Below are 23,561 nucleotides of genomic sequence, written 5' to 3'. Positions count from 1 at the left end.
AATCTTTTATGAGATTAGTCCTAAAATACATGCGACAGTGGTTGTTATCACTTCTGCGCTATAATCAAATTATTTAATAATGATGATATTATACAGTCATCATTGGTCTTGATTTGTTTCAAAAAAGGTCACTCTAAACGTAGAACCTTCGTTTAACTTACTAAACACATTAATTCTACCATTGTGTGCTTCCATAATATGTTTAGTGATAGATAAACCTAAGCCAGTTCCACCTGAATCTCTACTTCTCGCTTTATCAACTCTATAAAACCTTTCAAAAATATGCTTCTGATCTTCCTCACTTATTCCCATGCCAAAATCTTGCACTTCTAAGATGCGTTTATTCATGTCTTTATACACTTTAACAATGACTTGACTTGAATCTAAAGAATAACTTATTGCATTAGACAGAAGATTAATAGCCACTTGAGAAACCTTGTCTTTGTTAGCATCTATTACGATATCTGGTTCAATTTCATCAATAATGGATATATTTTTATCTTCTGCTATGGTTTGCATATTTTGAATCGTTGATTGTGCAATTTCAGAAAGACTAACTGGTTCTGTTTCAATTTCTGTCTGCTGTTCTACATGTGACAACTCGAGTAAATCAAACACTAAAGTTTCGATACGATCTGATTCTTTAGAAATAATATTTAAGAAATCAGTTAATGTTTGTTTATCATTCATCGCGCCATCTAATAAAGTTTCTGCAAATCCTTTAATTGATGTAATTGGTGTCTTTAGTTCATGAGAGACATTTGCGACAAATTCACGGCGTAAGTTTTCTAATTTTTTCAGATTTGTAATATCATGTAGTACTAGCACCATGCCATAGAGATGCTTTTTTGATTTCGATAATATCGGCACACAAGCAGTATCAAAATATTTTTGATGTACTTGATTTAAAGTTAGTTCTACTTGATCATATACTGGCTTTTCAACTCTAAACGCCTCAGTAATTAAGCTTTGAATTTTACCATCAATAAAATCGCCATAACTTTTATGTTCTACTGCTTCATCCGGTGTGAACACCTCATAATAAGCGCGGTTAGCTACGACAATTTCACCGTATTTATCAATCATCAAAATTGAACTTGGAATATTTTCCACTGTAGTTTTCAATCTGTTTGACTGTAATTTTTGCTTATGATTTAACAGTTGTAACTTACGAGCCAATTCATTCGTTGTGACAAACAACTCTCTTGTTTCTTTTACATTACTTTCTGGAACACGCACATGATAATAGCCTTCAGCTAATAAATTGGTTGCATAAGTCACTTCATTAATCGGCCTAATATATGTACGATTAATACTTCTTACAACAGCAAACATAATAACTAATACGAATAAGCCAATCAAACCAATATATTTCCAAATCTTAATTTGCAAATCTAAAATATAATTATTAATACCACTAATATAAATCTGTTTATCTTTAATATCCGTATGGAACGTAAATCGACGATCATTATCCACTTTATCGTAAATCAAAGTGGATGGATTCGCTTCATTAAAGATTTCTTTATTAATCTTTAATCCTTTTTGTGTAGTGAAAAGTACACCATCTTCATCTTTTATTTCGACAGTTAATTTTTCATTTTTCGCAATATTAACTATCTCAGATTTCTTTTCTTGGTTGTACAAACTTAATAAGTGTTGAGCTTGATGTTCCAAATCTCCATTTTGGCTATTTGAAACCGTATTATAAACAACATGTGAAATAATTGCACCCAAAGCTAAAAAGCTTAGAATCACAATCGTACACAATAGAAATAAGAGTCGTTGATGGAATTTCAACATTATACCTTAGGTCTTTCCAATTTATACCCTAAACCACGAACTGTTTTTATTAGTTTAGGCTGCTTTGGATTTTCTTCTAACTTATCTCTTAAATGACTAATATGTACGTCCACAATTCGAGAATCACCCGCAAATTCATAATTCCAAACTGAGTTCAGCATATGTTCACGTGTGATAACACGTCCTTGTCTTTCGATTAAATACAATAATAGCTCAAACTCTTTAGGGGTTAATTCTAATAATACGTCATCTCTATATACTTCAAAGTACTCCGGTCTAATTCGAATAGAACCAATGATAATGTCTGATTCATCATTTTCTACTGTCTTCGCTTCGTTAATCATTGCAGAGCGTCTTAAAATAGCTTTTACACGTGCTACTACTTCTCTTGGTGAGAATGGCTTTGTCATATAATCATCTGCACCAAGTTCTAGTCCTAACACTCTATCAAATTCATCATCTTTCGCCGTTAACATAAGTATTGGCACAAGATTTTTATCTGATCTTATTGTTTTACATACTTCAATACCATCTTTTTTTGGAAGCATGACATCTAATACGACTAACTCTGGGTTTGTAGTGTTAACTTTTTCCAATGCTTTTTCACCATCATAAGCAACATCTACTATGTATCCTGCTTGTTCTAAATTATATTTTAACAAGGTTACAATAGATTGTTCATCATCTACTACAAGTACTTTTTGTGACATAATGTACCTCCAAATTTATGTTTACAAGTTGATTATAACTTAATTTTAAATAAAAATAACATAGTTCTAACGATATTTACATAATCTTTACATTGAGCTAATATTAGCAAATTATTAAGCTAGTATAAAGTTCAGATAATTATAATATAAACTCTCTGTTATGCTATTTTTGATTATTGTCTTTTATTATTCCTTAAAATCATCTTCATAAAACCTTAACATTAAAAATTGATTATTTTATTCCAGATAAATGTACCCACTTTTCAAATAGCACCATCTATAACCACTTATCCAGCGTATAGTTTCAAACAGTTATTACAATTAGATTACTATAATGCTCAAGGTATTATATATCAGATAAAAAATTTATATAGGTACGTTACTTTACCTTCAAACTAATAGCATATTGTACACTTCAACAAGACAAGGGTTAATATAATGTGCTGTAGTCTACGGAATAACTAACCATTTTCAAAAAAAACGCCAACTTCTATCTCACAATAGAAATTGACGTTTTACATTTAGACAGAGTTAATTATACTCCAATCTCATTATTTAAATTATAAGTTTTTAATTAATTCGTCACCAAATTCTGAAGTAGAAACCTCTTTAGCCCCATCCATTAAACGAGCAAAGTCATAAGTAACTACTTTAGAAGCGATTGTTTTTTCGATTGATGCAGTAATCTTATCTGCAGCTTCTTGCCAACCTAAGTGTTCTAACATTAATGTAGCACTTAAGATTTCTGAAGAAGGGTTTACTTTATTTAAATCTGCATACTTTGGAGCAGTACCATGTGTAGCTTCAAAGATTGCATGTCCTGTTTCATAGTTAATATTTGCACCAGGTGCGATACCAATACCACCAACTTGTGCTGCTAATGCATCTGATACATAGTCACCATTCAAGTTCATTGTAGCTACTACGTCGTGATCTGCTGGACGTGTAAGAATTTGTTGTAAGAAAATATCAGCAATTGAATCTTTGATGATAATTTTGCCATCTTTTTCAGCTTGTTCTTGAGCAGCGTTCGCTTTATCTTTACCTTCTTCTTCAACAATTTTGTCATATTGTTGCCAAGTGAACACTTTATCACCAAATTCATTTTGCGCTAAATCGTAACCCCATTGTTTAAATGCACCTTCAGTAAACTTCATGATATTACCTTTATGCACTAATGTTACTGATTTACGGTTATTATCTAATGCATATTGAATCGCAGCACGTACTAAACGTTCTGTACCTTCTTTAGAAACTGGTTTCACACCAATACCTGATGTTTCAGGGAATCTAATATTTTTAGCACCCATTTCGTCTTGTAAGAAATCGATTAATTTCTTCGCTTCTGGTGTACCTTCTTTAAATTCAATACCAGCATAAATATCTTCAGTATTTTCACGGAAGATTACCATATCTGTATCTTCAGGACGTTTAACAGGAGAAGGTACTCCTTGGAACCAACGTACCGGACGTAAACATGTAAACAAGTCTAATTCTTGTCTTAAAGCAACATTTAATGAACGAATACCTCCACCAATTGGTGTAGTTAAAGGACCTTTAATTGCTATTAGATATTCACTGATTGTATCTAAAGTTTCTTGAGGCAACCATTCGCCTGTTTCATCATATGCCTTTTGTCCTGCCAATACTTCTTTCCATTCAATTTTCTTTTCACCGTTATAAGCCTTTTCAACAGCAGCGTCGATAACACGACTTGCAGCTTTCCAGATATCTGGTCCGATACCGTCACCGATAATGAATGGAATAATTGGATTATTTGGTACTGTTAAACCTTCGTTTGTTTTAATTACTTTTTCTCCTGCCATGTGTAAAACCTCCGTTAATTTTAATTATTTAGTGATTGAATCCTATGCTAACTAAATTACAACCAATGTTGCAAATAAATAGTAAAACAAATTACTTAATTACTATGAACTTATCTATTTTCAATTGGTTCATAAGTTCTATTTGTTTCACCAATATAAGATGCTCTAGGACGCATAATTCTATTATCTCTGTACTGTTCTAAGATGTGTGCAATCCAACCAGATGTTCTACTTACCGCAAAAATAGGTGTGAATAAATCATGTTCGATGTTCATACTATGATAAACAGTAGCACTGAAGAAATCGACATTAGCGATTAATCCTTTTTCTTTTTTCATTTTGTCAGCAATTTTAACTGAAATATCAAACAATTGACTTTGTCCTGTTTCTGAAGTAATCTTTCTACTCATTTCTTTCAGGTATTTCGCTCTAGGATCTCCATCTTTATAAACACGGTGACCAAAGCCCATTACCTTTTCTTTATTTTTAATCTTGTTATCTATGTACTCATCAACCTCGTCAATTGATTTCACTTCAGATAACATGCTCATTACACGCTCATTTGCACCACCATGTAATGGGCCTTTTAACGAGCCAACAGCGGCAACAATACCTGAATACATATCTGATAATGAAGATACTGCACATCTAGCAGTAAATGTTGACGCATTTAACTCATGGTCAGCATGTAATACGAGCGCTTTATTAAACGCTTCAATTTCAATATCAGTTGGCAATTCCCCTCGTAACATATATAGGAAGTTTCCAGCATAGTTTAAATCTTTATTTGGTTTAACAATTTCTTTATCTTGTCTCACACGAGCATAAGCTGTTACTAACGAAGCGATTTTAGCTTGTATACGTACGGCTCTTTCCATTGTTTGAGACTCATCTTCGTCTTCAGCATGTGAATCGAAGTGTGCAATATATGATACTGAAGTTCTTAAAGCAGTCATTGGGTGTACATTGCCAGTTGCATATTCTTTAAAATGATTATAAACTCTCGGATTTAAAGTCATATACTCATAGAGTTTATCTTTAAGTTCTTGTAATTCTTCTTTATTAGGTAATCGATAATGCCATAATAAATAAATTACTTCTTCAAATTCAGCATTTTGAGCTAAGTCATCAATATCATAGCCAGCATATGTAAGTTGGCTATCAATAATAGAACTCACTTTAGTCTCAGCTGCAATTACCCCTTCTAAACCTTTTTGTAACTCTGCCATATATAAATTTCCCCTTTTCTATTTCATTATGAAATGGCTTTCACAAATCATTATATCCAATCCTGTCATTTTTGTGAACAACTTAGGATTGATTTAAAACATCTTCAATTCCATAACATAAGAAATATTCATTTATTTATATGCCTATAATTGCTAAAACCTATAAATGGTTATATATCCATTTTAATATGTAAGTTGACACACATCAATTTTTATAACTTTTTAATTCGTTATCATGGTTAATAACAAATTATTAATGTATTTTTAAACTTCTGCTTCATTTAATGTTTATAAAAATAGTTGTTTTATTTTTAATAGCATAGGATAATAATAGTTAGCTAAATAAAGGAGTTATTAATATGGGGAAAAATCAATTACAAAGAGAACTAAGTAATCGTCACATTCAGCTTATTGCAATTGGGGGAGCAATAGGAACTGGACTATTCCTTGGAGCTGGGCAAACTATTGCATTAACCGGACCTTCAATATTACTAACATATATCATCATTGGTTTTATGTTATTTATGTTTATGAGAGGTTTAGGTGAAATTTTAGTAGCAAATACGAATTTCAAATCGTTTGCCGACGTTACTAACGAATACATAGGTTCATTTGCCGGATTCGTTACAGGTTGGACTTATTGGCTTTGTTGGATAATAACAGGTATGGCCGAGGTAACAGCCGTAGCAAAATACGTCAGTTTCTGGTTCCCAAATGTTCCAAACTGGTTAAGCGCTTTGTTTTGCGTACTAGTGTTAATGTCTTTAAATTTATTAAGTGCCAAATTATTCGGTGAATTAGAATTTTGGTTTGCGATTATAAAAATTATTACAATTATCGCGTTAATTGTTGTTGGTGCTATCATGATAATCATGGCTTATAAGACACAATTTGGTCATGCTTCTCTAACTAATCTATACAACAATGGTATCTTCCCTAAAGGCATGAGTGGTTTTGTTATGTCATTCCAAATGGCACTTTTCTCATTTGTCGGAATCGAACTTATAGGGGTTACCGCTGGGGAAACAAAGGATCCTAAGACTACCTTACCAAAAGCAATCAACAGTGTACCTTTACGTATATTAGTATTCTACGTTGGTGCTTTAGCAGTAATTATGTCTATTATTCCTTGGGCACAAATTAATCCTGAAGAGAGTCCTTTCGTGAGATTGTTTGCATTAATAGGTATTCCATTTGCTGCTGGTATTATTAACTTTGTAGTATTAACAGCTGCAGCATCTTCATGTAACAGTGGTATCTTTTCAAACAGTCGTATGTTATTCGGACTTTCAAAGAAAGATCAAGCACCACCAATTTTAAGTAGTACTAATAAAAATGGTGTTCCACATATTGCGATTTTCGCATCATGTGCACTATTATTAATTGCAGCATTACTAAATTATATTATTCCAAATGCTACTTTAGTGTTCACATACATCACTACGGTATCAACTGTATTGTTCATCGTTGTATGGGCATTAATCATTGTGGCATATATTAATTATCATCGTCGTAATCCTGAAGCACATAAAAAGGCCACTTTCAAATTACCTGGTGGTAAATACATGGGCTACGCGATATTGGTATTCTTTGTATTAGTATTTTGTCTATTATTTGTAAATGCTGATACTAGAATCGCGGTGTTCTTAACACCTATTTGGTTCATTATTCTATGTTTAATGTATCTTAGATATAAAAAAGTAGAAAAATCTCAATAACAACCATTTACGAGTTGCATAAATACATAGATAGCCATTAAAGCATTGATTCTAGAGTATTTAAAAATTTAGCGGGCAACTTTGTTATTATTGTTATTTAACTTAGTAGTTTGAAGGTTTTTGTCTCAAACGCAATAAAAGAGAGCTATTCCGTGATGGAATGGCTCTCTTTTTATTTAACAATTTTTTTGTTTATATTGGGAAAATTTCAATTTGTATTGAGTCATTATACTTATCACATATACAAAACATAACTACACTAGAAAATAAAACAATTTGTGCGATACCATTTTTAGGGATAAGCATTGCAGTTTGCACTGGTATAGTTAATTGCTACCTATCATAATTTTTATACATAAGGTAACTCGCTAATTTGGTTTAATGAAGTTTATTAAATCATACGGTAGTGTCTTATTTTTGTAGTATTCACAAGTAAGAACTGCATATGGCTTGCAAGGCATCTGAGATTGTTGGATGCGTGTCGAGATCTTGGTTCGATCTAGATCCAGCCCCTAGGTGAGCGAGCAGTAACAATACAGAATATTAATACATATAACAAGCCCATCAAAGATCAAAAATCTATGATGGGCTTAATGCTGGGTATTCATGTCCCAGACGCTAATTATTAATTTATGTCAATCAGAAATTATAGTACGTTAGCGTATCCTTCAAAAATCTTACCGTGATTTGCATCTACAGTAACTAATACATCATTTTGAATTTCAGATGTAGCATTTTCAACGCCTACTACTGTTGGTATACCTTTCTCTAAACCGATGATAGCACTTGGAGAAGTAATACCATTCTCTTCAGTAATTAAACCAATTGCTTTTTCAATATAAGGAACCAATGTTTCATCTACAGAAGAAGTTACAATGATTGAATCTGACAGGTCTTTACCTTCTAATTCACTTGCATTATTAACAACTAATGTATGACCAACTACTGAATTTCTACCAACACCTTGTCCTTTAGCAATTTCGTCACCAACTAGATGTAATTTCATCATGTTTGTTGTACCTTGTTCACCTGTAGGTACACCCGCAGTGATAATGATTAAATCACCATTTTTAACACGTTCTGTTTCTACAGCAGTAGCAACAGCATTGTTTAATAGTGCATCAGTTGTCTTACGACCTTCTTTAACAACTGGGTGAATACCCCATACTAAAGCACATTGGCGTGCAGTTTCTGCATTTGGCGTAACAGCAATAATATCTGATTTTGGACGGTATTTAGAAATTGTGCGTGCAGTTGAACCACTTTCAGTTGCAGCTACAATTGCTTTAACGCTTAAGTTTAATGCAGTATGTGCAACAGATACACCAATTGCATTAACTAGTGAAGTCTCTACTAATTTTGTACGGTCAGATAATAATTTCTTATAATCTTGAGCTGCTTCAGCTGAAACCGCAATGTTTCTCATTGTTTTAACAGCTTCTTCTGGATATTGTCCTGCAGCAGTTTCACCAGATAACATAACTGCGTCTGTACCGTCATAAATAGCATTGGCAACGTCACTTGCTTCGGCACGTGTCGCACGTGGATTACGTTGCATTGAATCTAACATTTGAGTTGCGGTAATAACAGGCTTACCTAATTTATTACATTGTCTAATTAAATCTTTTTGAACCATTGGAACTGATTCTGGTGGAATTTCAACACCCATGTCACCACGAGCAACCATTAATCCGTCTGCAACTTCCAAGATTTCTTGAATATTATCAATACCTTCTTGGTTTTCGATTTTAGGAATAATACTAATATTTGTATTATTTTGTGCTTCTAATAATTTACGGATATCTAACACATCGCTTGGTCGACGAACGAAACTTGCAGCGATAAAGTCAACACCAACACGGATACCGAAGTTAATGTCATCTGCATCTTTATCTGTGATACCTGGTAAACTTACTTTAACACCTGGTAAGTTAACACCTTTTTTATTTTTTAGTTCTCCAGTATTTAATACGTCACATAGAACTTCGCCATTTGCTTTGTCAATTTTCTTAACTTGTAATTCGATTAAACCATCATCTAATAAAATATATGAACCTTCTTCAACATCATTGATTAGGTTGTCATAAGTTACTGAGAATTTTTCAGGCGTACCTTCTACTTCTGTCATGCTTACGATAACTTCTGAACCTTTTACAAGTTCAATCACGCCATCTTTCATGTTGTGCGTACGAATTTCTGGGCCTTTAGTATCTAATAAAATAGCTACTGTTTTACCTAATTTTTTAGATACTTTGCGGATTGTATCAATACGTGCTTTATGCTCATCATGATCACCATGTGAAAAGTTTAAGCGTGCAACGTTCATTCCTGCTTTAATTAATTTCTCCAACATTTCTTCTGATTCAGATGCTGGCCCTATAGTACAAACAATTTTAGTCTTTCTCATTATTAATGCCTCCCAGTATTTTTAAATAGATAATTCATTTGTTAATTCAAATGTTTCATAATCAAATTCATGATCATTCGATTTGAATATTTCATCAAATGGTGTGTCAACTAACACATTATTACGGATACCTACACCGACTGCAGATTTACCTTGTAATAATAAGTCAACTGCATACCCTCCCATACGTGAAGCTAACACTCTGTCAGCACCACTTGGGCTTCCACCACGTTGAATATGTCCTAGTACAGATACACGTGCATCGACGTTAATATATTTCGTTAATTCTTTCGCACAAGCTTCACCAGACATACAGCCTTCTGCTACCATTACGATTGAATGTTTTTTACCACGTTTAATACCGTGGTCAATTTTTTCTGCAACATCTTTGATGTCAGTTTCTACTTCTGGTACTATAATTGTTTCTGCACCAACAGATAAACCAGCCCATAAAGCTAAATCTCCACAGTCTCGCCCCATGACTTCTATGATGAAAGTACGTGCGTGACTTGATGCTGTGTCACGAATCTTATCAACACATTCGATAATAGTGTTTAGCGCAGTATCAAAACCAATTGTAAAGTCTGAACCATTAATATCATTATCAATTGTTCCAGGCACACCAATTGTTTGAATTTCTTGGCATTCTTCACTGATACGTTGAGCACCTCTGTAACTTCCGTCACCGCCGATAACTACAAGCCCTTCAATACCTCGTTTACGTAAATTTTCTATACCTTTTTTACGTACTTCAGGTTCTTTGAATTCAGGACATCTTGCTGAATACAAGAATGTACCACCACGTTGGATTGTATCACCTACTGAACCAAGTTCCAATTTCTCGATTTCATCGTTCAACAACCCTTGGTAACCTTGGTAAACACCATAAACTTCAATGTTATTGTAAATCGCTTTACGAACGACAGCTCTAACCGCTGCATTCATACCTGGTGAATCTCCACCACTTGTCAACACTGCAATTTTTTTCATGACGACATACCTTTCTAACTTGAATTTCTTACTCTAAAAATACCATAAATTTGTGGTACGTGCCATTAAAATAAGGCATTATGACTAATGTAAACGTTTTTAATCGAGGTATAGAATGAAATCATTATAGAAAGCGTTTGCTCATTTTTCACTATTATCAAATTTTTAATCCTAATATGTATCTACCTTTTTGTACTGTATTTTAAACAGTTATCCAAGTTTAATAATGCCAATCATAATAAGTATTGAACATTATTCAGCATATTTAAAATTAATAAGTAATTCATTAATTGATTTGCTCATTTTTACATCATTTTAATATGGCATTATAATGCAATACGTAATATTTTGGTGAGCCAACAATACGAAATAGGGAATAAAAAGAAGCATTCAGATAAATTGAATCCAATCACCTGAATGCTATTTTTCTAAATTTTATGTCCCAAATTTCTGTTTATTACTTTCGGCAAAATTATCTGTGATTAAACAAATCATCGAGCCCATTGTGTCGTATTTACTCAGTAAAAGAACCAATATTTCTAAACTTCTGATATCGATCTTCTATAAGTGCTTGTTCATCCAATTCCGTCAATTCAGTAAGGTGCTTTTCAAATGCTGACTTAATATTCAATGCTTGAGCTTTTACATCTTGATGCGCTCCACCGATTGGTTCTTTAACGACCTCGTCTGCAATATTTAATTCATGTAAATCATCAGCTGTGATTTTCATTGTTTCCGCAGCAATTTTTGCTAAATTACTATCTTTCCACAATAATGCAGATGCCCCTTCTGGTGATATAACTGAATATGTACTATTTTCAAGCATTAACACACGATTTGAAATACCTAAACCGAGTGCGCCACCACTTCCGCCTTCACCGATAACAATTGATATAACAGGTACAGAAAGTGCTGCCATTTCGACTAAGTTTCTAGCAATAGACTCACTTTGTCCTCGTTCTTCTGCAGCTTTTCCTGGATAAGCACCCTTAGTATCAATAAAAGTAAAGATTGGGCGATTAAATTTTTCAGCTTGTTTCATTAATCTCAAGGCTTTACGATAACCTTCTGGATGAGCCATCCCAAAATTTCTATAAATATTGTCCTTAGTATCTTTACCTCGTTGTTGACCAATAACAGTAACAGGTTGATCGTTGATATAACCGATTCCACCTATCATCGCTGGATCATCACGGAAATTTCTATCCCCATGCAATTCTATAAATGAATCAAATATATAAGGAATATAATCCAGTGTTGTCGGTCTTTCTTGTAGACGTGCTAATTGAACTCGATCCCAAGGTTTTAAATTTGTATAGACCTTCTCTGTCTCACGTTCAAGTGATGCTTCAAGCATTTCGATTTCCTCTTGCAAATCTACATCGTTTTTTTCTTGTGATTCTTTTAATGATTCAATTTTATTTTTTATTTCAAAAAGTGGCTTTTCAAAATCAAGCATTCTTTTTCACCTCTTGATGCAGTTTCAAAATACTAGACAATGTTTGTCTCATTTCTTTTCTATGTACAACCTTGTCTAACTGCCCATGTTCTAATAAGAACTCAGCAGTTTGGAAATCATCAGGTAGCTTCTCATTTATTGTTTGTTCTATTACACGGCGGCCTGCAAAACCAATCAATGCTTTAGGTTCGCTGATATTAATATCACCAACAGATGCAAAGCTCGCAGAAACACCACCAGTAGTTGGGTTTGTTAAATATGAAATATATAATAAACCTGCATCGGCATGTCGTTTCAATGACACACTAGTCTTACCCATTTGCATTAATGAGATAATACCTTCCTGCATTCTGGCTCCACCACTTGCTGAAAATAAAATAAATGGAAGTCGATTATCGGTACAATATTCAATAATTCTACATATCTTTTCACCAACAACTGACCCCATGCTACCCATTCTAAAGCGAGCATCCATAACAGCAACGCCATAAGCAACACCATCAAGTTTAGCTGTTCCAGTTACTACAGCTTCATTGAGTTCAGTTTTTTGTTGGTCTTTTTGAATTTTTTCTTCGTAGCTTGGAAAGTCTAATGGGTTTGCAGAGGTCATGCCTTTATCAAACTCTACAAATGTACCTTCATCCGCAATTGCTTCAATTCGCTCATATGCTGTCAATGCAATATGATGATCACAGTTAAAGCAAACATTAAGATTTTCAGACAATTCTTTAGTATACATGATTTTCTTACATTTAGGACATTTCGTCATTATACCTGCTGGTACGTCACTTTGTTTTGAATCAGATACAGTTACATACTTTTTCTTTTTACTACTTCTATTGAAAAAATCTTTAAACATTGGTAAACCTCCACATAACCATTGCTACTTTCCCATATATAACCATTTAATACGTTTGAAATAAGCAATTATGATTATTATTTATCTAAATCTGTTAATTTCATTGTCTTATCATAAATTGATTCAGGATCGACATCAACTCTTGCGACACCTGATTCCATTGCTGCTTTTGCAACTTCTCTTGCAACAGACGGTGCAACGCGTTTATCAAACGGTCCTGGAATACAATAATCTGCATTCAATTCATCAGGCTCAATTAAATTAGCAATCGCTTCTACGGCTGCTTGTTTCATTTCTTCGTTGATATGTGTTGCTTCTACATCTAAAGCACCTCTAAAGATACCTGGGAACGCTAATACATTGTTAATTTGGTTTGGATAGTCAGAACGACCTGTTCCAATCACTTTTGCACCTGCTGCTTTAGCAATATCCGGTTTAATCTCAGGATTAGGATTTGCCATTGCGAAGATAATTGGATCATCTGCCATAGATTCTACCATTTCTTTTGTTAATAAATCGGCCACAGAAACACCAATAAATACATCTGCATCTTGAATGATGTCGTTTAAGCTACCATCTTTTTTATCTCTGTTAGTCCATTTAGCAACATAAGCCTTAGTATCATTCATACCATAGTCTCGACCTTCATAGATCGCACCTTTAGAATCGCACATAATCATATCTCGTACGCCATAAGAATATAATAGTTTAACGATTGCAATGCCTGCTGCGCCTGCACCATTTAATACAACTTTAATGTCAGATAGGTCTTTATCAACTATTCTTAATGCGTTAATCATACCAGCGACAGTAACGATAGCTGTACCATGTTGATCATCGTGGAATACCGGGATTTTAGTTTCTTTTTTAAGGCGTTCTTCTATCTCAAAGCAACGTGGCGCTGAAATATCTTCTAAGTTAATACCGCCGTAGTTTGGTTCTAAAAGTTTCACTGTATTCACTATTTCGTCTGTATCCGTAGTATTTAAAGCAATTGGTACACCGTCAATTCCTGAAAAGCTCTTGAATAGTACAGCTTTACCTTCCATAACTGGAATACTTGCTTCTGCACCAATGTTACCTAAACCTAATACAGCCGTACCGTCAGTTACTACTGCTACAGTATTTCCTTTCATAGTATATTCAAATACTTTACGAGGGTCCTCATGTATTTCCTTACATGGTTCAGCTACACCTGGTGAATACGCTAAACTCAACTCTTCTTTATTTGTAACTTTAACTTTAGGTGCTACTTCTAATTTACCTTGATTTTCTCTATGCATTTGTAAAGCTTCGTCTCTTAATGTCACGTGAATCTACCCCTTTACATTCATTTAATATAATGATTCGTCATATATATTTTTATTACACTATAACGCAAATTACAAATGATATCGTTACCAAATCGTAAAAAATTTGGCGGGTTATTGATTGTAATAAAAACATATAGATATTTATTATTTAATCGTTTGATTTTTTAATTTTTTAAAAATTAAAACTGATGGTCAATATTACTCAACCATCAGTCAACTATACCATAGTTTAAAGGGTGAATAAAGTTAAATTATTCTTATATCCCATGGTGATAGCTTTTTCAACAACAGTGCAATTTGGTTGTTTTCAATAGAAATATGTCCAATTGTTTTTAATTGTTTTGTTGATTCATCATAATAATTTACCGGTATCTGATTATGTTCAGTCTGAGACAATATTTGTTGAATATCCGTAAGGTCATTTACATTTCTGATGACTATTTGTTGTGCATGGTTTAATTTCTCTGATTCAAAATGCTCAATACTTTCAATATGTTGAATAATTAACTGACGTTTATTATTACGTTGTTCGAATTTACCTCTTACTACATAGGTTGCACCATCAGCTATGTCGGTTTCAAACCTTTTAAAGGTATCTGGAAACATCACACCATCTAGCGTATTGATGCCATCATTGAGGACTACAAAGGCCATATTTTGACCCTTTTTAGTACGTATTCTACGACTACTATCAATTTGTATAAAAATCGGCTGATTGTCTCTAGCATTATTTAATTTAAAAATACCTAAATATTGTTTTTGTTCAAACGCCTTTTCAACAGGGTGGGTGGAAACGTAAAATCCCAGGTATTCCTTTTCATAATCACTTAATACTTGATCTTCGAGTTCCTCTGTTTCTGCATAGGAGGCTTTAGGTGTTAACACGTCAAATATAAATCCATCTTGTTCAACATTAGATACATCATCTAAAACTTGATCAATTGATTGAAGTAGCGTCGCCCTATTTTTACCTAAATCATCAAAAGCACCAACTAATATTAATGCTTCGAATAACTTTCTTGTCTTGATTCGCTTTGGAATTCTTCTTGCAAAATCAAAAAAATCTTTAAATTGTCCATTAGCATGGCGTTCATCGACAATCAATTTCACACTTTGATATCCCACGCCTTTAATCGCACCAATAGACAAATAAATACCTTTTGTTGTTGCTTTATAGAACCAATGACTATAATTGATATTTGGACTTAGTATATTAATATTTTGCTGTTTGGCTTCATCGATAATTTGGGCTGTTTTCTTTTCACTCCCAATCGTATTACTTAAGATATTTGCATAGAAATAGTTCGGATGATGTACTTTTAAATAACTCATGATATAAGCAATTTTTGAGTAACTCACCGCATGCGCACGTGCAAAACCATAATCAGCAAATTTCAGTATTAAATCAAAAATTTGTTTACTTAAACTTTCATCATAGCCATTTTGCAGCGCACCATCTACGAAATGCTTACGTTCTTTTTCTAATACTGCACGATTTTTCTTACTCATCGCACGCCTTAAAATGTCCGCTTCACCATAATTAAAGTTTGCAAAAGTACTAGCGATTTGCATTATTTGTTCTTGATAGATAATAACTCCAAAGGTCTTTTGTAAGATTGGAGCTAAATCTTTATGCAGATATATAACCTTTTCTGGGTTATGTCTTCTAGATATATAAGTTGGAATTTCTTCCATAGGACCTGGTCTATAAAGTGAAGTAACTGCAACAATATCTTCAAAATGTTCTGGTTGTAATTTTTTCAAAACATTACGTATACCATCTGACTCAAGTTGGAATATACCTGTTGTATCTCCTCGCGATAATAATTCAAAGACCTTTGGATCATCAAAAGGGATATCTTCTATATTGATTGTAATATTTTTGTCTTTTTTCACTTGATTCACAATTTGATGAATAATAGATAAATTACGCAAGCCGAGGAAATCTATTTTCAATAAGCCTATACGCTCTGCTTCCGTCATCGTCCATTGTGTTAATAAACCATTATCACCATTAGTAAGTGGTACATACTCATATAAGGGATGATCATTTATTATAATTCCCGCAGCATGTGTTGATGTATGTCGAGGAAGCCCTTCTAACTTTTTACTTAAGTCAAACCAACGCTCATGTCTATGATTTCTATGTACAAATGCTTTAAATTCAGGTATTTCATATGCTTGATCCAAAGTAATTCCAAGTTTATGAGGTATAAGTTTAGAAATTTCATTTAATGTTATTTCATCAAAGCCCATGATTCTACCAACATCTCTTGCCACAGCTCTTGCTAATAAATGTCCAAATGTAACGATACCCGCCACATGGTGTGGACCATATTTATCTTGTACATATTGAATCACTTCATCTCTTTTTGTATCTTCAAAGTCTATATCGATATCAGGCATTGTCACACGTTCAGGATTTAAAAAACGTTCAAATAGCAAGTTATATTGAATTGGATCTATCGTTGTTATATTTAATAAATAACTAACTAATGACCCTGCTGCAGAACCACGCCCAGGCCCTACAAAGATATCATTCGCTTTAGCAAAGTGTATTAAATCACTTACGATTAAGAAATAATCTTCAAATCCCATACCAGTGATAACATCATATTCATGCTTTAATCTTTGTTGATACTCAATAGATTGCTTATCGTTTAGTGTCAGTTTATCTAATTGACTTGATAGCATAGACCATAAATAAGCTTTAGAACTTTGTCCATTCGGCGTAGCGAATTTTGGTAATAGTGATTGATGATATTGTAATTCTGCAGTGCAAAGTGTTGCAATTTTTTGTGTTCGATGCCATACATCCTTATCAATTTCTAATGATGAAACTTCTTCATTATTGAATAAATGTTCATTATAATCTGGCGCAGCATGAACTAAATCAATTTTAGTATTATTTTTGATTGCTGATAATGCAGCTATAGTTTCATTGTCTTCTCTATTTAAATATCGCGAAGATTGCGCCCATACAATTGGCAATTCAAATGTTGTTATGCTCTCTTGGTTCACATAAACATTTTCAAATTCAACTAGCGTTTCTACAATATTTTGATGTGCTTCATCTACTTTTTTTAAAATAATAATAAAATCCGCTGCATATTTCTTTAACCATTCAACTGGCGTTTCTTCTTTATCTTTCATTTTAATGGCTGAAGAAAGCATGTAAAGGTTCTGCAGGCCTTGTTCATTCTTCGCAAGTACAACGGTTTCTAATGAAGTTAAACCATCAGTTAAATATATCGTCATACCAAAAATAGGTTTGATATTTGCTGCAATACAAGCATCATAAAATTGCGGTAAACCATATAATACATTTGTATCTGTTATCGCTAAAGCAGAATACCCCTCTTTAACGGCTTTAGTAACCACATCATTAATTCTCAAACTAGAATTTAATAAGTCGTAAGTTGTGTGAATATTTAAATGGGCAACCATCAGCAAATACCTCCTAAACTGTTATAATTTATTATTTAATGCGTCGGCTAATTCATTAAATCGATCCCAATCAGCAACTGATACACCAGAAGCATTTGGATGACCACCGCCTCCAAAGTCGCTAGCAATATCATTGATTACAATACCTTTAGAGCGAATGCGACATCTGATTTCAGAGCCTTCATCCACACCAAACACCCAAATTTTCAAGCCTTTAATGTCAGCAATCGCATTGACAAATAATGATGCTTCATTTGGTGCAATATCAAATTGCTCTAGTACCTCTTTTGTAATGATGACCTTACAAAAACCTTTATCATTTAAATCGAAATTTTGTAAAACATAGCCTTGGAATGGCAATAAGGCTGGATCCTTTTCACCTAATTTATTCAGTTCTTCATTATGACTAAACGGAAACTGTAATAAGTGACTAGCTACTTCTAGCGTATGCGACGTTGTATTATTAAATAAGAAACGTCCTGTATCTCCTACGATACCTAAATATAGCAATCTAGCTGTTGCGGCATCTATCAATGATATATCGTTAAAATGATTTATAAAATCAAATATAATTTCACTTGTAGAAGATGCTTGATCATTAACATAATTTAAGTCACCGTATTGATCCACTGCGGGATGGTGATCAATTTTAATAAGGTACTGACCTAAATCAAATCGTGTATCACTAATACGTGGCGCATTTGCAGTGTCACAAACAATGACTAATGCTCCTTGGTAATCTTCATTTGTTAACGTATCAAACGTACCAATAAAGTCTAATGATGGTTCAGCTTCTCCAACAGCATAAATATTTTTCTCTGGAAACTTTAACTTCAAGTAAGACTGTAAACCTAATTGTGAACCGTATGCATCAGGGTCTGGTCTAACGTGTCTATGAATAATTACAGTGTCACTTTCTTGTATTTTATTCATTATTTCATTAAATTCTGTTGTCATTTCTCTCTCTTCCTTTTCTAAAATGGATTTTTTCTGCATTAATCTATCATTTGGCAAATAATCATCGCTTTAGCAACTTGTTGTCCTTCATTCGACATCTTAACCTCTAACTTCGCGAAGTTTCTACCAACATCTAACATGTCATACTGTACCGTTAATTCTGATTCGATTTGTACTGTTTTAATATATATAATATTCAAACTCTCAATCATCACTTCTAGTTTTTTTAGTTTTCGAATTTCGTATCTAATTGTTTCTTCAATAATTGCAACAAAAACAGCTTTACTTAATGTACCAAATTGGTTCGTTAATAAAGGTGTTATCTGAACTTGTATGCCTTCTCCACCAATGGTAATGTGCTTAGCAATTTGGTCGTTAATTGTTTCCCCTACTTGAGGTTGTCTGCTCAATAATTGCATTGCAGTTAATACATCTTTTCTCGTAATAACCCCTATCAACTTTTTACTTACCGTTGTTACAGGCAATAATTCGATACCTTCCCAAATCATCATATGCGCACAATTAGCAACCGTGGTCGACAATTGAACATTGATTGGTGATTTAGTCATATAATTAGCAATCGTATCTTGTTCATCCATCTTAATAATTTCCTTACTGGTTACGATACCAACTAAACGCCAATCTTCATCAATCACTGGAAAACGAGTATGACCAGTTTTCTTAGCTTTATCTTTATAATCAGCCAAAGTCATATGATCAAATATAACTGTATCACCTTGTACGGACTTTACAATATCTTCAACGACCAAAATTTCCTTACGAATCATTTGGTTATACATAGCTCTATTGATAATATTTGCTACTAAGTAAGTATCATAATTCGAAGAAATAATCGGTAAATCATGTTCGTCAGCATATTTAATAATCTCATTCGAAGTGCTAAATCCACCAGTTATCAACACGGCACTTCCTCTTTCCAATGCTGCTAACTGGACATCCTTTCTATTACCTACAATAAGCAAGGTATGTGCACTTAAGTACTTAATTACATCCTCTATCTCCATCGCGCCGATTGCAAATTTTGACAATGTTTTTATTAATCCATTACGCCCGCCTAATACTTGTCCATCAATTATCTTTACTATTTCACCAAAGGTCAATTGTTCGATTTGCTCTCTTGATTTCTTTTCAATACGTACAGTACCTACTCTATCAATCGTTGCAACCAGCCCTAGTTGTCCTGCGTCTTTGATTGCACGGTAAGCAGTCCCCTCCGAAACATTTAAGTCCTTTGCTATTTTACGAACAGAAATTTTCTGCCCGATAGCGAGTGATTCAATATAAGATAATATTTGTTCATGTTTTGTCATGTGAATAACCTCATTTATTTTTGAACCGTTTCTCTGATATTATAACTTTTTATATATAAAAATGCGATGTAACAATTCAAAATATAGTGATTTATAATAAATTTTAGTCTCCTTTGGAGTAAAGTTGGCATTAAAATTCTATTTTGCCATATTTATATGTAAATTATTATAATTTAATTGCAATTATGATTAGTCTTTTATTAAAATACTATTTAAGGAGGGATGAACGAATGTTCAAAAATATTTTACTCGGTGTAGATACAACACTTAAAAATGAAAAAGCTTTAGAACAAGTTTCAAAATTATCAGGCGAAGGTACTATTGTAACGATTTTAAATGCAATTAGCGAACAAGACGCACAAACTTCAATCAAATCTGGTGTACATCTAGATAAACTTGTTGAAAAACGTAGTGAAGGTTTAGAAAGTACACGTAATGCCCTAGATGATTATGGCATAAACTATGATGAAATTATTGTACGTGGTAATGCCAAGGAAGAATTAGTCAAACACGCAAATAGCGGTAAATACGAAATCGTCGTCTTAAGTAACCGAAAAGCCGAAGATAAGAAAAAATTCGTCTTGGGTAGCGTAAGCCATAAAGTTGCTAAACGAGCGAACATCCCTGTACTCATTGTAAAGTAATATTAAAAAGTCTGAAGTTCTACAAAGTTCTTCAGGCTTTTTATTTTTGTTGATCATACCTCATATTATAAATAAGCTTCCCTGCAACGTTAGCACAGTTACGGTAACTCTTTACATACAACCCCTTTAACGACACATAATATCCATTACTTAAAAAATCCAATAACCATAAATTATTGTTTAAGTAACGTTTAGGAATAATATTCTATTTTCTTTAGACACAAAAAATAAGCTATGGAGAAATCGTATATATACGATTTCTCCATAGCTTATTAATTAATTAAAATTTTACAGCTTCACCAGGTTCTAATATTTGTACTTCACCAACTGAGACTGCTGCTTTAAACTCGTTTGGATCCTGTTTGATTAAATCAAATGTATTATAGTGAATTGGAACCGTCACTTTCGGTTTAATAAATTCATTTATTGCATAACTTGCATCGTCGATACCCATAGTGAAATTATCACCGATGGGTACGAAGCAAATATCTACTGGATGACGATCCGCAATTAATTTCATATCACTAAATAGACCTGTATCACCTGTGTGATAAATCGTCTTACCTTCAATTTCTAATACTACGCCCATTGGCATACCTAAATAAACTGGTATTCCATTATCATCAGTTAGACTTGAACTATGAAATGCTTGTACAAATTTCACGCTACCAAATTCAAATTCAGCTTTACCACCAATATTCATCGGTCTGACATTTTCCACATTTTTATTTGTAGTAATATAATCAGCTAGTTCAGCAGATCCAATAACAGTAGCATGATTTCTATTGGCTAGTTCAACAGTGTCACCAAAATGATCACCATGACCATGCGTTAAAATAATATAATCAACCTCTAACGTACTAGGATCTAAATCTGAAAGCTCGTTTCCTGTAATAAATGGGTCAACGATTACCTTCTTACCATTAGCTTCAAAATATATTGTTGATTGTCCATGAAAAGATAATTTCATAATAGTTAAATCCTCCCAATTGTCTATTTGAAATTACTATACCACGTGAACGTATTTTTATAACACAAGTCTAACCTAAATGCTCACTATATAATGTAGATTTTCCTGAAAAAACATTAAAGTTTTGAATTCCACAAGAAACTAACATAAAATTGTAATGAGCATGAATACAGGAGGATGATTTAATTTATGAAATTAGAACAAATTACAACCGAATTACAGCAACAGCAAGCTGATGCAGCATGGATTACCACACCATTGAATATTTTTTATTTTACAGGCTATTTAAGTGATCCTCATGAGCGTTTATTAGCATTATTAATTAAGAATAATGGTGATCAAATTTTATTTTGCCCACAACTAGAAGTTGACGAAGTAAAGAACTCTCCTTTCGAAGGTGAAATCATTGGTTATTTAGATACTGAAAATGCTTTAGATAAACATCATGAAACGTATAATAAATTGCTAATCGAAGCACATCACTTAACAGTACACCGTCAACGTGAATTAATTGATGCATTTAATGTCAATCAATTTGGTGATATTGATCAAACAATCAAAGCACTACGCAACGTTAAAAGTGACAGTGAAATCACAAAAATTAAAAAAGCATGTGAACTTGCAGATAAGTGTATTGAAATTGGCGTAGCATACTTATCAGAAGGTGTTACAGAGCGTGAAGTTGTCAATCATATTGAAAATGAAATTAAGCGTTATGGTGTAAATGAAATGAGTTTCGATACGATGGTCCTATTCGGCGATCATGCAGCGTCACCACACGGTACACCTGGAAATCGTAAGCTTCAACAGGATGAATTTGTGTTATTTGATTTAGGTGTCATTTATGATAATTATTGCAGTGATATGACACGAACAGTCCAATTTGGAACTCCAAGTAAAGAAGCGCAAGCTATCTATGATGTGGTATTAAAGGCTGAACTAGAAGCAATCGCCGCAATTAAACCTGGTGTCACGATTAAAGATGTTGATGCAATTGCTAGAAATATTATAAGCGAAGCGGGTTATGGCGAATATTTCCCTCACAGACTTGGACATGGTTTAGGCTTAGAGGAGCATGAATATCAAGATGTATCTAGTTCAAACAACAATCAATTCGAGGCTGGTATGGTAGTCACTGTGGAGCCTGGTGTATATGTACCTGGTGTTGCAGGAGTACGTATTGAAGATGATATCTTAGTTACAGAAGACGGTTATGAAATTTTAACAGGATATGAAAAATGATTAAAGAAGCTGTAGTAGAAACGATTCAACAAGTTGAAGAAGCTATTGCAAATGGCGCTAACCGTATTGAATTATGCGATAATTTAGCAGTGGGTGGTACAACACCAAGCTATGGTATGACAGAAATTGCGGCTGAAATTTGCCATATCAATCATGTTGAACTGGCAGTGATGATTAGACCACGTGGTGGTAATTTCGTCTATAGTCTATATGATATTGAAATTATGCAGCGTGATATCAAAGCATTAAAGTCACTCAATGTAGATTATTTTGTATTTGGATGTCTAACAGAAGATTACACACTTAATGAATGGCAAATGAAGACTTTAAAGCAACTTGCCGCACCGGTTCAATCAGTTTGTCATATGGCTTTCGATGAGATTCACCAACGAGGTCAAATCAAAGCATTACACCAATTAATCGATTTAGGATTCACACGTTTATTAACTCATGGCGGTCCTGCTGGAACTAATATTTTCGATAATTTAAATCATTTAGGAAAATTAGTCGTCAATTCTGGCGGAAAAATTGAAATTATGCCTGGAGGAGGCGTAACGAAAGATAATGTTCAATCTTTACTCGACGCTTTCCCCTTCCAAGAAGTACATGGTACTAAAATAGTTTAAGGGTATCCTATAAACTATTTGCAAAACGTC

17 protein-coding genes are annotated in these 23,561 nt (G+C 33.5%); 4 read left to right on the top strand and 13 right to left on the bottom strand.

Translation table 11 applies throughout. The features are described from left to right. Positions 1-99: 99 nt before the first annotated feature. The 4 genes from pnpS to ACY191_RS07885 form a co-directional block, all read right to left on the bottom strand. Entirely contained in the window at positions 100-1,803 is a 1,704-nt protein-coding gene (gene pnpS / locus ACY191_RS07900) for a two-component system histidine kinase PnpS (protein ID WP_042738448.1), read from the bottom strand. Continuing rightward, entirely contained in the window at positions 1,803-2,513 is a 711-nt protein-coding gene (locus tag ACY191_RS07895) for a response regulator transcription factor (protein ID WP_229367279.1), read from the bottom strand. The genes pnpS and ACY191_RS07895 overlap by 1 nt, the downstream gene beginning before the upstream one ends. Before the next feature lie 560 nt (positions 2,514-3,073). Beyond that, positions 3,074-4,339, bottom strand: a complete 1,266-nt coding sequence (icd, locus tag ACY191_RS07890; RefSeq protein ID WP_042738446.1) for an NADP-dependent isocitrate dehydrogenase — start codon at positions 4,337-4,339, stop codon at positions 3,074-3,076. A 110-nt stretch (positions 4,340-4,449) separates the two neighbouring features. Then, positions 4,450-5,568: a citrate synthase gene (locus tag ACY191_RS07885; protein ID WP_042738445.1), complete on the bottom strand. Its 1,119-nt coding sequence runs from the start codon at positions 5,566-5,568 to the stop codon at positions 4,450-4,452. Between the two features lie 359 nt (positions 5,569-5,927). On the opposite strand from ACY191_RS07885, the gene ACY191_RS07880 reads away from it, so the two are divergent. After that, positions 5,928-7,286, top strand: a complete 1,359-nt coding sequence (locus tag ACY191_RS07880) for an amino acid permease (protein ID WP_042738444.1) — start codon at positions 5,928-5,930, stop codon at positions 7,284-7,286. A 646-nt stretch (positions 7,287-7,932) separates the two neighbouring features. On the opposite strand, the gene pyk is transcribed toward ACY191_RS07880, so the two are convergent. The 8 genes from pyk to ACY191_RS07840 all read right to left on the bottom strand — a co-directional run bounded on the left by pyk (position 7,933) and on the right by ACY191_RS07840 (position 20,049). After that, positions 7,933-9,693, bottom strand: a complete 1,761-nt coding sequence (gene pyk, locus ACY191_RS07875; protein WP_042738443.1) for a pyruvate kinase — start codon at positions 9,691-9,693, stop codon at positions 7,933-7,935. Positions 9,694-9,714: 21 nt separating this feature from the next. Beyond that, positions 9,715-10,683: a 6-phosphofructokinase gene (gene pfkA, locus ACY191_RS07870; RefSeq protein ID WP_042738442.1), complete on the bottom strand. Its 969-nt coding sequence runs from the start codon at positions 10,681-10,683 to the stop codon at positions 9,715-9,717. 514 nt (positions 10,684-11,197) lie between these two features. Beyond that, positions 11,198-12,142 (bottom strand): acetyl-CoA carboxylase carboxyltransferase subunit alpha, encoded by a 945-nt coding sequence (locus ACY191_RS07865; RefSeq protein WP_229367280.1) that lies wholly within the window; start codon positions 12,140-12,142, stop codon positions 11,198-11,200. After that, positions 12,135-13,001, bottom strand: coding sequence for an acetyl-CoA carboxylase, carboxyltransferase subunit beta (gene accD / locus ACY191_RS07860; RefSeq protein WP_042738440.1), 867 nt, complete (start codon positions 12,999-13,001; stop codon positions 12,135-12,137). The genes ACY191_RS07865 and accD overlap by 8 nt, the downstream gene beginning before the upstream one ends. Positions 13,002-13,078: 77 nt before the next feature. After that, positions 13,079-14,311, bottom strand: coding sequence for an NADP-dependent malic enzyme (gene ystJ / locus ACY191_RS07855; RefSeq protein WP_042738439.1), 1,233 nt, complete (start codon positions 14,309-14,311; stop codon positions 13,079-13,081). 249 nt (positions 14,312-14,560) lie between these two features. Next, on the bottom strand, positions 14,561-17,761 hold the full coding sequence (locus ACY191_RS07850) for a DNA polymerase III subunit alpha (protein WP_229367282.1): 3,201 nt from the start codon (positions 17,759-17,761) through the stop codon (positions 14,561-14,563). A 21-nt stretch (positions 17,762-17,782) separates the two neighbouring features. Beyond that, positions 17,783-18,718, bottom strand: a complete 936-nt coding sequence (locus tag ACY191_RS07845; RefSeq protein WP_107580085.1) for a DHH family phosphoesterase — start codon at positions 18,716-18,718, stop codon at positions 17,783-17,785. Between the two features lie 38 nt (positions 18,719-18,756). Continuing rightward, positions 18,757-20,049 carry a DRTGG domain-containing protein gene (locus tag ACY191_RS07840; protein ID WP_042738436.1) on the bottom strand — a complete coding sequence of 431 codons (1,293 nt, stop codon included), beginning with the start codon at positions 20,047-20,049 and terminating at the stop codon, positions 18,757-18,759. Between the two features lie 230 nt (positions 20,050-20,279). Here ACY191_RS07840 and ACY191_RS07835 point away from each other — a divergent pair, with 230 nt between their 5' ends. Further along, positions 20,280-20,693 (top strand): universal stress protein, encoded by a 414-nt coding sequence (locus ACY191_RS07835; protein ID WP_042738435.1) that lies wholly within the window; start codon positions 20,280-20,282, stop codon positions 20,691-20,693. A gap of 280 nt (positions 20,694-20,973) precedes the next feature. On the opposite strand, the gene ACY191_RS07830 is transcribed toward ACY191_RS07835, so the two are convergent. After that, a complete protein-coding gene (locus ACY191_RS07830) occupies positions 20,974-21,663 on the bottom strand; it encodes a metal-dependent hydrolase (protein ID WP_042738434.1) in 690 nt (229 codons plus the stop codon). Between the two features lie 189 nt (positions 21,664-21,852). Here ACY191_RS07830 and ACY191_RS07825 point away from each other — a divergent pair, with 189 nt between their 5' ends. Together ACY191_RS07825 and ACY191_RS07820 are read left to right on the top strand one after the other, a co-directional pair. Continuing rightward, a complete protein-coding gene (locus ACY191_RS07825) occupies positions 21,853-22,905 on the top strand; it encodes a M24 family metallopeptidase (protein ID WP_229367283.1) in 1,053 nt (350 codons plus the stop codon). Then, entirely contained in the window at positions 22,902-23,531 is a 630-nt protein-coding gene (locus ACY191_RS07820; protein WP_229367284.1) for a copper homeostasis protein CutC, read from the top strand. The genes ACY191_RS07825 and ACY191_RS07820 overlap by 4 nt, the downstream gene beginning before the upstream one ends. Positions 23,532-23,561: the final 30 nt, after the last annotated feature.

Source organism: Staphylococcus sp. TCBT05 (genome assembly GCF_055179755.1).
Note: the sequence above shows the minus strand (reverse complement) of the source record. Positions and strands in the feature narration are given on the sequence as shown.